This window comes from Sphingomonas carotinifaciens, assembly GCF_009789535.1.
GTDB classification, from domain to species: Bacteria; Pseudomonadota; Alphaproteobacteria; order Sphingomonadales; family Sphingomonadaceae; genus Sphingomonas; species Sphingomonas carotinifaciens.
Window position 1 is genome coordinate 2480962 of sequence record NZ_WSUT01000005.1, and the last position, 12313, is coordinate 2493274.

General features: G+C 62.2%; 9 protein-coding genes and 4 pseudogenes. 8 read left to right on the top strand and 5 right to left on the bottom strand.

Annotation, left to right across the window (positions count from 1 at the left end):
• Nucleotides 1–84: 84 nt before the first annotated feature.
• Nucleotides 85–642, top strand: coding sequence for a hypothetical protein (locus GQR91_RS13680; RefSeq protein ID WP_149682857.1), 558 nt, complete (start codon nucleotides 85–87; stop codon nucleotides 640–642).
• A gap of 124 nt (nucleotides 643–766) precedes the next feature.
• On the opposite strand, the gene GQR91_RS13685 is transcribed toward GQR91_RS13680, so the two are convergent.
• Together GQR91_RS13685 and GQR91_RS13690 are read right to left on the bottom strand one after the other, a co-directional pair.
• Entirely contained in the window at nucleotides 767–1819 is a 1053-nt protein-coding gene (locus GQR91_RS13685) for a sensor histidine kinase (RefSeq protein ID WP_235904089.1), read from the bottom strand.
• A gap of 22 nt (nucleotides 1820–1841) precedes the next feature.
• Nucleotides 1842–2528: a winged helix-turn-helix domain-containing protein gene (locus tag GQR91_RS13690; protein ID WP_149682855.1), complete on the bottom strand. Its 687-nt coding sequence runs from the start codon at nucleotides 2526–2528 to the stop codon at nucleotides 1842–1844.
• 307 nt (nucleotides 2529–2835) lie between these two features.
• Here GQR91_RS13690 and GQR91_RS13695 point away from each other — a divergent pair.
• The 5 genes and pseudogenes from GQR91_RS13695 to GQR91_RS13715 all read left to right on the top strand — a co-directional run.
• Nucleotides 2836–3552, top strand: a pseudogene (locus GQR91_RS13695) (IS5 family transposase); the annotation flags it as partial.
• Nucleotides 3553–3830: 278 nt separating this feature from the next.
• Nucleotides 3831–4705 (top strand): annotated as a pseudogene (locus GQR91_RS19940) (transposase).
• A gap of 173 nt (nucleotides 4706–4878) precedes the next feature.
• Nucleotides 4879–7035 (top strand): TonB-dependent siderophore receptor, encoded by a 2157-nt coding sequence (locus GQR91_RS13705; RefSeq protein ID WP_149682854.1) that lies wholly within the window; start codon nucleotides 4879–4881, stop codon nucleotides 7033–7035.
• A 466-nt stretch (nucleotides 7036–7501) separates the two neighbouring features.
• Nucleotides 7502–8296, top strand: coding sequence for an EF-hand domain-containing protein (locus GQR91_RS13710; protein WP_149682853.1), 795 nt, complete (start codon nucleotides 7502–7504; stop codon nucleotides 8294–8296).
• A gap of 766 nt (nucleotides 8297–9062) precedes the next feature.
• Entirely contained in the window at nucleotides 9063–9500 is a 438-nt protein-coding gene (locus tag GQR91_RS13715) for a hypothetical protein (protein WP_149682852.1), read from the top strand.
• Nucleotides 9501–9752: 252 nt separating this feature from the next.
• Here GQR91_RS13715 and GQR91_RS13720 read toward each other — a convergent pair whose 3' ends face one another.
• On the bottom strand, nucleotides 9753–9968 hold the full coding sequence (locus GQR91_RS13720) for a hypothetical protein (RefSeq protein WP_149682851.1): 216 nt from the start codon (nucleotides 9966–9968) through the stop codon (nucleotides 9753–9755).
• A 214-nt stretch (nucleotides 9969–10182) separates the two neighbouring features.
• Nucleotides 10183–10503 carry a hypothetical protein gene (locus tag GQR91_RS13725; protein ID WP_149682850.1) on the bottom strand — a complete coding sequence of 107 codons (321 nt, stop codon included), beginning with the start codon at nucleotides 10501–10503 and terminating at the stop codon, nucleotides 10183–10185.
• A gap of 269 nt (nucleotides 10504–10772) precedes the next feature.
• On the opposite strand from GQR91_RS13725, the pseudogene GQR91_RS19595 reads away from it, so the two are divergent.
• Both GQR91_RS19595 and GQR91_RS13730 read left to right on the top strand, forming a co-directional pair.
• Nucleotides 10773–11178: pseudogene (locus tag GQR91_RS19595) on the top strand (transposase family protein); the annotation flags it as partial.
• A 293-nt stretch (nucleotides 11179–11471) separates the two neighbouring features.
• Nucleotides 11472–11889: pseudogene (locus GQR91_RS13730) on the top strand (IS5 family transposase); the annotation flags it as partial.
• A gap of 5 nt (nucleotides 11890–11894) precedes the next feature.
• Here GQR91_RS13730 and GQR91_RS19160 read toward each other — a convergent pair.
• A complete protein-coding gene (locus tag GQR91_RS19160) occupies nucleotides 11895–12230 on the bottom strand; it encodes a hypothetical protein (protein WP_162527079.1) in 336 nt (111 codons plus the stop codon).
• Between the last annotated feature and the right edge of the window lie 83 nt (nucleotides 12231–12313).

Here is a 12313-nt window from a genome sequence, read left to right on the forward strand (position 1 = left end):
CTTTCCGTACTGTCGGCGTATAAACAGGGCTGACGCTGCGCAAGATCGGCGTCCGGTCGTTCGTGCAGACGGAAGGGGGGGGCTTTGACACACCAAGCCGACAAGCGTGTCGACCATCGGCGGCTTGCTGCGAACATCGCGCCCTTTATCGTTATCGCCCTGGCCGGAATGGCAGTGCGCACGCCGCTGGCGGCCGCCTACCCGCTCGCTTCACTGCTCCTGTTCCTCTGGATCGTCGCGGACACGCTGATGCTGTCCATGATCGCCCGGACGCCGCACAGGCCCAAGTGGAGCGCGGTTCTGGGCGTACTGGCGGGCTCCACCGTCACGGTGTGGCTCGGTCTGCCGCTCCTGATGCGTGATGTGCTGATGGAAACGCCGATACTGGCGGTCACGATGGCAAGTGTCGTCCTGGCCCACCTGTCCCGGGCCACGGTCCGGGCGGGCAAAATGGTGAACCGGCAGGGCATCGGGCGCAAGGAGCGGTGGGTATCGGCCGCGTCGGAAATCCTTCCGCCGCCATTGGTTCGACTGGCCGTCGTGGAGATAACCGTGATCCACATGGCGATCTTCCGCTGGGGCGGACCGCCGGATCTGGTCGAGAACGCCCGTCCCTTGCATCTGGGCCGGTGCCGCCGCTAGACGGCGTTGCCGTGGGCGACAAGCGCGCCGACATCCCTCCCGCATGCTCCCGTCCAAACCGCTTGTTCCGGTTGCGCTTCATCGCCGCCCGACGGGACGGCCCCGGAACTGCGCTTCGGCGCCCCTATTCCGCACGAACCGGCAGACGGATGGCCACGCAAAGCCCCCCGCCGGCGGCATCGCTCAACATGACCTCGCCACCATGCAATCGCGCAACCGCGGCGACCAGCGAAAGACCCAGACCGGCACCCGATCCGCTGCGCGCTTCATCGATCCGGCCGAACCGCCGCAGCGCGGTGGCCCGGCTGGCGTGCGGAATACCCGGACCCTCGTCGCTTACCGAAATCGTCACCCATCGCGGATCGGCGGTCAGGGCCAGGGTGATCGTGCCCGCGCCGTATTTCAGCGCATTGTCGACGAGATTGCCCAAGGCCTGCGCGATCAACTCGCGGTGTAGCGACAGCACCGGTGCGGCGGTTGCGGCCACCCCGATGGTCCGGCCCGCATCCTCGATCAAGGGGCCGTAGATTTCGGCGATTTCCACCAGCGCACCGGCGGGATCGACCGCAGTAAAAGCGTCGCGGCCTATCCCTGCCTCCGCGCGGGTGATGCGCAGCGCCGTTTCCACGGTCTGCAACAGGCGGTCGCCCTCCGCCTGGGCGCGCTCGACCGCATCCTGCGCTGCCGGTGTGTCCGCCGCCATCGCCGCCCGCTCCAGCGCGGAGCGCAGCCGCGTGAGCGGCGATTTCAGGTCGTGCGCCAGCGTATCGGTGGCCAGCGTCAGTTCCTCCACCAGCTGCTGGATGCGGTCCAGAGCGCCGTTGATGGCCACCGCCAGCATCGCAAAGGCGTCGCCGTCATACTCCACCGGGGTGCGGCGGGTCAGGTCGCCGTCACGCACCGCGCCCAGCGTCGCCACCGCCCGGTCGAGCCGGATCACGATCATCCGCGCCGCCAGCCATGCCGCGAGCGCGGCGAAGGCGATCGCCAGCGAAAAGGCGACCGGCATGGCGAATTCGAGCAGGCGGATCATGTCGGCCCCGTCCCCCACGGCGCCGCCCATCCGCGCAGGGGGCGTGCCGCCGTGAACCTGCCCCCGCACGATGACATGGACACACAGCAGCAGCGCCGCTGCCGCGCCGATCTGGAGCAGGAAGACCAGGGCGGCGAACCGCATCGTCGTCGATCGCCAATGCATGTCAGGCGTCCGTGCCCAGCCGGTACCCCACGCCGCGCACCGTGTGCAGCAACGGGTAGGCGAACCCCTCGTCCACTTTCTTGCGCAACCGGCTCAGATGCACGTCGATGACATTGGTGCCCGGGTCGAAATGATAGTCCCACACCCCTTCCAGCAGCATGGTGCGCGTCACGACCTGTCCGGCATGGCGGAGCAGATATTCCAGCAGGCGAAACTCGCGCGGCTGCAGGGTCACGGTGGCGCCGCCGCGGGTCACCCGGCGCGACAACAGGTCCATTTCCAGATCGCCGCACCGCAAAACGGTTTCCACGGGGGGTGCTGCGGCACCGCGCCTGACCTGCAATCGGATACGCGCCAAAAGTTCTGCAAAAGCAAAGGGTTTGACCAGATAATCGTCCGCTCCCCCGATCAGCCCCCTCACCCGGTCCTCAGCCGCTCCCAGCGCCGACAGGATGATCACCGAAGTCGCCACCCCCGCCCCCCGCAACGCAGCCACTACCGCCATACCATCCATCCCCGGCAACATGCGATCCAGCACGATACAGTCATAACTGCCGTCCGTGGCATGAAACAGGCCGTCACGACCGTCCGTCGCGCGGTTGACCACGAAGCCCTCCTCGCTCAGCCCCTTCATGATGTAGCCGGCGGTAGTGTCGTCATCCTCAACCAGCAGGATTTTGTGCGCCATATCATCCTCTTGATCTTCTAATCTGCCCGTCAATCAAATCCGGCGGAGACGGCCTCGGCGGCGGTCTTTCTGGCGTCTTGTGAGAGGGGTTTCATGACGGGAGGCGAGATGTTTGTCGATGGCGGAGCTGGCGCAGGTTTGATGGGATGTGAACGCAAGCGCGCTGCGGGTGCGTGGGCTAATGGGCCGCTTGCGAAGAATGGTTGCGGGGACGGGATTAAACCGAGACCGACAATCGATAACTGCCTGCATCTGACTTTGGAGGCTGTTATGAACTTTTAAGGCTGGGCGATTCATCCCTTACCGGATGTTCATTTGCCGCAAGCCCTATTCCTCTGACGTGAGTGACAAGGAATGGTCGCTGGTCGCGCCGTACCTACTGCTGCAACGCGAGGATGCCGGACGGCGGGAGCACGACCTGCGTGAGGTGTTGACGGCCTTCGATACATCGTGGAGACGAGTGCACCGTGGTGGATGCCCAACGATCTGTCCCCATGGGCGGCGGTGTATCAGCAGACGCAACGCTGGCTGGCGGCCGGGCACAGGGCCAAGCCGACCGCCGCGATCATCGACAGCCGGACGCTGCGTTCCACGCCGGAGAGCGGCGAGCGCGCGCCGGCTATGATGGGCCAAGCGCAAGAAGGGCTCCAAGATCCACATGGCCGTTGACACGCTAAGGCCATCTGCTCGCCATCCATGTCACGCCCGCCAGCACCGAGGATCGCGGCGAAGGGGAGCGGCTTGCCCGCACCGTGCAGGCGGTCACCGGCGAAGCGGTCGACTTGGCCTGGGTAGATCAGGGCTATACCGGCCAACGAGCGGCCGATGCAGGCACGGCATCGCGCTCGATGTTGTCAGACTGCCCCCGGCCAAGCGCGGCTTCGTCCTCCGGCCACGACGCTGGGTGGTGGAGCGGTCATTCGCCTGGGCTACTCGCTTCCGCCGCCTCGTCAAAGACGATGGACGCTATGCCCAAACAATCGCCGGACTGCACATCGTCGCTTTTTCCTGCATCATGATAAAAACAGGCTATCGCCCTCGTCGGTGGTTCAAAACAGTCTCTAGAAAGCGGTCGCTCGTTCATAACGGCCACCTTCGACTGCTGACATTGAGTCTAGGTGCGAGGCACCTGCCTCGGCATGTCGTCTACGGACATCTGGAGCAGCCTTTTACACCTCAGCCCCTTGAAAGGCTAAAGTTTGCGGGGCATTTCCAAAATCGGCGGAGGCTGTTGAAAGACGGCTGCTTGCGACCGTGACGAGGGCGTATTTTACTTTGGCCAAGCGGTAGAGGATCACGGACATGATGGGTCGGGAGGTGGCACAGAGCGCGCTGTTCTACGGCTTCCGGTTAGATGAGCATGTGCCGGTCGACCACCTGCTCCGACCCATCGACGGCGTTTTGGACTTCGGCTTCGTGCGCCAGGCGCTAGCGTCGAGTTACGGCGCGGGTGGGCAATCGAGTGCCCGACCATTCCACCTTCTCCACAAATGCCACGGCCGCTTCCGCGCCTGCGACCTACATCGTCTGCTATTCGAGCAGGTAGTCGCGCGGTGTGCCGCGCCGGGCTGGTGAAGGGCGCGACTTGGCGGTGACCCGGACCCTGGTGTCGGGCGCCGGCACCAGGTTGGGCATCGAACCCGCCAGTCTCTCGGCCGACAAGGCGTATGGTAGCGGTCCGCTGCTCGGCTGGCTGATCGACCAGAACATCACGCCATACATCCCGGTCATCAACCGGGCCCGCCAGCGGGACGCCTTCTTCACCGGAGAGCCTTCCGCTACGATTGTGCAGCGGATGCCTACCGCTGTCCGGCGGACAAGCTGCTCGGCTGTTACGGCACCAACCGGACCAAACAGGTGCGCGTCTACCGAAGCCGGCCGGCCAATTGCGCCGCCTGCGAACTGAAGCCGCCATGCATTACCGGTAAGAAGCGGGGTGTCACCCGGCTCGTCAGCGAGGAAGCCCGAGATACCGTGTGCGCCTCGTCGGCCCCGACACCTATGTGCACGCACGACGTCGAAGACAGCGGATCGAGCGCGTGTTCGGCCACCTGAAATGCAATCTGGGGCTACGAACGCTCAAACTGCGGGGCCCGTTATGAGCCGCTGAGAAGTTCACCATGGCCGCTGCGGCATCCAACCTTCAGCTGCTCGCCCGGCAGGCCGGGTCGGCTTGATGTGACGTATCCTCCGGTGGCCGCGTCATCAGCCATCCGCCACGCCGATTTCGCGCAGACGTTTTTTACGACCTCGCGATTTAAACCACAGAAACGCCAAGCAATCTTCTTGTTGATAACGACTTGCAATATCTTGGGCGTTCAAGTAGACCCGCTCTAAATGGAGGGGCACTATGATGTTGGAAGCCGTTGCGATGTTCGCTGCCGCCGCAGTCGCGGATCTCGAGCCGGTGCAACCCGCACAGCGAGGTGATGACATCGTCGTGACCGGTCAGCGAACGGAGGGAAGCGACGATTACGGCGTTGCCGAGCAGCGTACCGCCACCCGGCTGCCGCTCAGCCAGAAAGACACGCCGCAGTCGGTCAGCATCGTTACACGCGCACAGATTCAGGACTTCCAGCTAAATAGCGTCAACGAAGTGCTCGCGACCGTGCCAGGTGTCAGCGTATTGGCGGCAGAAACCGATCGCTTCTACTATTCAGCGCGCGGGTTTGAAATCACGACATTTCAGGTCGACGGTATCGGTCAACCCTTTGCGTTCGGCATTCAAACGGGCTCCCTCGACACCAGCTTCTTCGACCGGATCGAAGTCGTACGCGGCGCACCGGGTCTCCTGTCCTTCACTGGCAATCCATCGGCAGTCGTAAATTATGTACGCAAGCGGCCGTATCGCAATCTCCGGGTGGTCGCGAACGCTCAGTATGGATCGTTCGACAATCTGCGGCTTGATGGCGACATCAGCGTGCCGTTAACGTCGGACCGGTCGATCCGGGCACGTGCGGTCGGATCGTATCTCGACACCGACAGTTATCTCGATCGCTACCATCTGACCCGCTGGACCGGTTACGGCATCGTTGAAGCCGATTTGGGTCCGAACACCGTCATCAGCGCCGGGTACGGCCACCAAGATCACGACAGCGATAACGCACAGTGGGGTGCTGTACCACTGCTCTACGGCGACGGCACGCGCTTCCAATTCGGTCGCGACAGCAACACCGGACAACCCTGGTCAGGCTGGGGTGTGATCGATCGGCAGATATTCGGTGATCTGACGCACGACTTCGGCAAAGGCTGGACGGCCAAGCTGTCGGTGTTGCGCCGCGCGATCGATGAGGACAACGAACTCTTTTACGTCTACGGCAACCCGTCGCGAACCGCGCCGGGGGGCATCAACGCGACCACCGGCGAGGGTGTGTTCAGCTATCCGGGCAAGTTCTTGGGACCGACGCGCAACCTTACGATCGACGCCTATGTGAACGGCAAGGTGGACGTCGGCGGACGTGCTCACGACGTGATGTTCGGCCTTCAGCGCGGAGCTGAGCGCTACCGGCAAGACGCGGCGTACGATGTTACCCAGATCGGCGTGCCCATCGCGCTTTCGCAACTCTTTGCCGGCACCTTTCCACGCCCTGCCTTCCCGGCGCTTGACGGCGTGTTCGAGCTGGACCGCAAAACCCGGCGACTGTCGGTCTACGGCCTGACGCGACTCGACCTCGCCGATGCGCTGAAAGTGATGCTGGGCGGCAGCTGGACTCATGCCGAGAGTGAGGGGACCTCTTATGGCACAGCGCAAGATTATGATCGCAAGAAGTTCGTCCCGTTCGTCGGAGCAACCTTTGCGCTGACACCAGGCATTAATGCCTATGCGAGCTATGCAAAGATCTTCAATCCGCAGACGATCGCGGACGCGCAGAACGTCCTGTTCCCGCCGATCGAGGGCGACAACCTGGAAGCGGGGCTGAAAGGCGAATGGTTCGGTGGGCGGCTTTACGCCAGCGGCGCGCTGTTCCGCGTCCATCAGGACAACACCGCCGTCCAGACCGGACTGAACCCGACGACGTTCCAGGCAATCTATAGCCTTCAGAATGCAAAATCCGAGGGCGTGGAGCTTGAGGTCGGCGGATCACCGCTGGCTGGACTGCAAGCCACGGGTGGGTTCACCTTCCTCCGACTGAAGCTGCGAGACGGCAGCGGCGCCGAAGCACGCACGTTCGTGCCGCGCAACGTCGGCCGGCTCAATATCACCTACTCGCCGCCATCCTTGCCGGCGCTGAAACTGGGCACTTCGGTTCAGTACCAAAGTCGCATCTACTACGACACCGCCGACTATTTTGGGGCGGCACTGGTTACCGGTCTTAACGCCCGCATCACGCAGGGCGGTTATGCGCTGGTCGATCTGTTCGGCGCCTATGACCTCACCGACCACGTGCGGGTTGGTGTCAATGTGCGCAACCTGACGAACAAGAATTATCTCAGTTCTCTGACCTTTACGCAAAGCTATTATGGCCCGCCGCGGACGGTTTTAGGGACCGTGACGGTGCGCTACTAACCGGGCTTGCAAAGCGGAAGCGATGTATGTTCTCAGTCCGGGCATCTGGTGGAGCGGATTAGTGAGAGGCGGCCGCCGGGGTCTCAATATTCGCGACTGTCGCCCGTTTCCGCCATTTCGCCACTGCCCCTTCGATAAGCTTAGGGCAGCCTCAGAATTGATCCCCCGCCATTGCCTTATTGCTGCTCGGACGACGTGCGTGATCTCCTCGGCGAACTCCAAAACAGGCGTGGCGCACCCATGACGAAGCTGTCCCACATCGCTTGCTTCCATGGCGACGAAACCGTCGCACCATCAAATTATGGGGCCAGACACCTGATTGCCTGGTGAACTCTCCGGCGTGGCGTGAGCGGTTGAAGCGTATTTTGAGCGTTATGTTACAGCAGCAAGCCCCCCGCGTAACGTAACGAAATATGGCAGAGACGATCAACGGGCAGAGCCGGTCGCTCGTGTTGAGGAGAGCAGCGTGCGTTATTCAATCCTTATTGCCTTCCTCTTGGCAGGCACTTGTGCTGCGCGCGCGCCACTTGAAGACAAAAAGCCACCCGATGCCCGCCAATTCGGTGAGCCGTCGCGCTTCCTGTTCATCAGTCCGATGGGTGAGCCGGTTCGTACTGAGGGTCCCGACCGGGCTTGGTTCGTGGATGCCGACACCGATCATGACGATCACATCAGCCGTGCGGAGTTCCACGCCGACGCGGCACGCGTCTTTAAGCTTCTCGATCGGCAGGGCGATGGTGAGATCGATCCGGACGATACCGAATGGTACGAAACAGAACTCGTTCCCGAAATTCGTGTCGCCGATGGTGACGGCATAGCGCGCAGCGGCAGACCCAGCGGCCGCGGGCGTGGTCCGAGCGGATCTGGTGGTGGAGGCCCTAGCGGTGGCGGTGGTCCCCCGGGTGGTGGTAGTGGTGGCCCTCCACGTGGTGGTGACGATGACGAACAGTCATCGCGCCAGTTGACGCGAGCGGGAGCACAGGGTGCTGCGCAATACGGCTATCTTGACCTTCCCCAGCCGGTCATCTCGGCTGACGCCAATTTCAATCGTGGCGTTGACATCAACGAATTCTATCGTGCGGCCGACGTGCGCTTCCGTCTCCTGGACCGTAACGGCGACGGCGTGATTACGCGAGCCGAGCTGCCGGCGGTCAACACGCGCGTCCGTGGCGGCACACCGCGAGGTCGCCCACCCGGTCCACCTCGCAAGCGTCCCGTGCCTCCGCCAACCGACGACGTCAGGACAGACGAGCGATCCTGACAGGCGTTCCCTTAGCCTATCTCACGTGCCGAATACGCGCCGAGATCCCGCCACTGCCCACGATCATCTACTGATTACAGCCTCCATCCTGTCGCTAATGTTCGCGGCCGGTGCGATGCTGGCGCCCATGCCTGCGGCAGCACAGACCAATGCGGCGCAGCAGGATGGTGCTGCGGTCGCGGCCCCACTGGACGGGCCACGCCCGGCTCCGTGATCGCTGACATACCGGCGCAGAACCAGATTGCAGCCGCCGAGATCGCGATCTATGGCGTGGGTACGGTCGGGGAACTGCTCGACGAGGTTGCCGATCAGACTGAGAGCGATCGGGCCCCGAGAACAGCAGGCTCGTCATCCTCGTCAAGGCTAAACGCATTTCCAGGATCTACGAAATTGGCGATCTGCCAACCGGAGCCGTCGTGCGTATCGACATCCTGCCGGAGGAGGTCGCGCTAAAACTATAGATACGATATCAGCCGCAAGGTGATGAACGTCATCAGCCGTTATGCGCACGATCGGCATTTCGGACGCTTCGCCCCTCAACGCCCAGCTATGTGGTGAACGGCACCTATACCCATCAGCTCTTGGACACGCTGAGCGCGTCGTTTAATATGCGCGGCAGCTATGCGACCAGTAGCGGCCTCGCGGGCGCGGTACCGATCGCCGCGGACGATATCGACGACGTGGTCGCGTTGCAGGCGCTTGCTCAGAACAGCGACACCGCGACGGCGCATGCCGGCGTGACCCTGAACCCGGACCTGTCAACCATTTGGAAACGGTCACTGGTGCCTACCACCATGGCGACGCGCGCGGCGAAACCGCCCGGTTCACCGACCGGCTGCTGCGCGAGCGGACCACCGCGATCACCAATGCTGGCAACGCTAAGCTCATTGTCATGGGCAGTCCCCTGAGCTTGCCGGCGAGTAAGCTGCGCACGGCGCTCCGCATCGGCACGGAAGTGAGCCGCTTGGCCGCATTCAGCACAATCCGGACTGGTGTGGCTTCGGCAAACAGCTCCGCGCAGTTCGATCTGAACGCCCAGACCAGCGTGAATGTCGCGCTGACCAGCCGGCGCACAGGCTTTCTCGGTGTGCTGGGCACCGTGACGGCCAACATGAACGGTGCCGTCCGCCGAGTATCGGGTTATGCCACGTTGGATCGTTCGGCTACGGCTTCAACTGAACACCCCGCAACGGCATCAGCCTGACCGCGTCGGTCAGCCAGATGGGTTGACACGCTGCGTTTCTCGGCGCTTGCCACATGCGCTTGTTCGCTAACCTGCAACAGCGGGTGCCCCGCACAGCATGGACACGGGCCATGTGGGTGAGCCTGGGCTTGGCCAATCTGCTGAACAGCCGCCAGCAGGTGCGCAATCGAACGGTGATACGCCGCTCGCCTATCGGGGTGCGTATTTGAACCCGCCGGGACGGACCGTCAGCCTGACGGTCCGTAGCCTGCTCTAGGCAGTGAGGTGTAAATTGTCGCGCAATATCCCCTCGACATTTCCGTAGCTTGGCGATGCGGATAACAGGGCAATCAACGCCTGCGTCGCATGAAGTTCGGATAGCTTCCGGTGGGCGGCCGCGGCAACGGCGCTTCTTGCGTTGATGGCGGCAACCTGCTCCTCGCGGGCGCGTCGTGAGCAGTAGGTGAAGGGCAGGATATTGTGAGACAAGACGCATTTTCCTTAGTGGCGGGATCGATCGGGCGATGATACGGGCAGGGTCAGTGGATCGGCCGGTTTAGGTTCCAGAATATGCGGATGCAGCTGTAGCCTGGATGAAGATCGGGCCAGATCCGTGCCATCGCATCCTCCTGCAAGGTCGCAGTGCCGTCGAGAGGCTGATCGCCGATCGACACAGGGGCGTTCTTCGGGATCGGGTACCATTTCATTGGAACGTGCCTCCGGCAGCGGCCGCCTTGGAAGGGCTGAGGCCATTTTGTTCGAGAAACGCGTTGAGCGTGGTGACCAGGGCCTGTGCGGACCCAATCGGTAGGACCAACCGCCCGACGACGACCCGCTCCAGCACCGGCGAGGGCTGCGAATGGTCGTAGCGCGCGGTATCGAGCGTCAGGTGCAACGCGTCGGCGAGTAGCGCGAAGCCAGCGATGCCAGACACAAAGATTTCCGGCGCAAACAGGTTGTCAATCAGTGCTGCCTGGGGAGCTGGACGCTGTTCACGAGAGAAGGGTTTAGTCGTTATAAACATAGGACACCTTTTTACTTCCTGACACGCGTAACCGGATCGGGCTTGCCGTTATGAATCGCGGTTCTTGATGTTGTATAGAAGACACATAGCAAGAATATTTCATATCCAGACACAGGCTAGTGCTATTTGTCGCAAAGCGTTGCAGAGCACCCGTCACACGCACGAAATGCCTCCCGCGACTGCAGGCCATCGATTAACGTTAAGGGAATGGACATTTGCGGAGTCAGGCGTTTGATCTCGCGGATTGATGGTACGTTTGACGATCACGCATGGCGGGAGAAGCTGTAGGGCCGGGCCTACACGGGATCGCCCGCACGACTGAGGCAGTCCGTCGAGCGATATAGCAGAGTGAAGAGAGCGTAAGGGCGCCGGCCCGATGTCACGAGATCAGCCCAACCACCGTCCAGCAGTGGCGCAAGCGGGCGAGCGTCAGCGATGCCCCAATGGGGCCGAGGGCCATTCATTCCACCGTCCTGACCCCGGAAGAGGAAGCGATGGTTGTAGCGTTCCGGCGCTACACGCTGCTGCCGTTGGACGGCTGCCTCTACCGCCTCCAGCGGACAATACCACATCTGACCCGTTCCGCGCTACACCGCTGCCTGCAGTGGCATGGGATCATGCCGGTTGCCCGAGGTGGACGGTGTCAAGCCAACCAGGCAGAAGTTCAAGGCATACTCGATGCCTACAACTATGCCCGTCGGCTAAAGATGCTCCATGACCTCAGCCGACAAATATGTCGCACGCATCCGGACAGAAGAATCGGGTCGATTCAAAATCGATCCGCACGGCCACTCCTCGGGTCTAGATACCCAAGTCGCGACCTCGTAAAGGCTGGCGGAGGTTGGCCGTTGTGGTAGCCTAAGGGGATGCGACTTACCTGAAAGCGCGTGGTGCTGATGGTGGCTGTGGCCGGCATGAGCTGATACGACCTGACCGATTTCGAGTGACGTACAATTTAACGCAATAAGATCCGAGGCGTGCCGCGCGTCAATGATCGCCGCGTGCTAAACAGCATCTTCTGGGTGCTACGATCCGGTGCACCGTGGCGTGCCCTGCCCTAGCAGTATGGCCGGCGCACCACCTACTACAACCGCTTCGTGCGATGGCGAAAGGCAGGTGGCTGGGATAGGCTGGGATAGGCTGATCGACGCTATTACCGCCGCGCACGATGGCAGAGATTCAGATGATCGACAGCACCTCTGTTCGCGCCCACCAGCGACGGCGAAAAGGGGTATAGATCAATGTCTTGGTTCATCACGCGGCGGACTTGCCACCAATATCCACGTCGCCGTCGATGCGCGAGAACTCCCGATCCGGCTCGACCTGACTGCTGGGCAGACGCATGATGGCCAGATAGCCGACACGCTGCTTGATCACCTCTCTGCCCACGATCAACGCTGTTCGGCCTGCCGAGCTTTGCACTGCGAACTGACAATCAACTCACCCAGATCGCGGCCGTGCGAGCAGCGTTCGGCATTGGCGTACTCGAATACGCGATCGCCCTTCGCGATCCCGCGCTCAAGCCGGTTCAACGCGACACGTTTATCGCTCATCTGCCGGTATGCATCGTGATGCACGAAGACCTTAGGTCGACCCGACAAATGACGATCGTTTCTATGCGCCGATAGAAGATTTGACGGCGCATGTAGGAGTGGGCGCTCAGTGAGCAGACGCATTGCGGCCATCCACGGCCAGCTTTCACGCACCAACTTCTGCCATTCGTTCATGTTGGCAGGACACCAAAGCCCGAGACAACCTGAACCGGAGCCCCTCAGGTTGGTGTCCGCGTTCGCTCGCCGAAGTTTCCCGT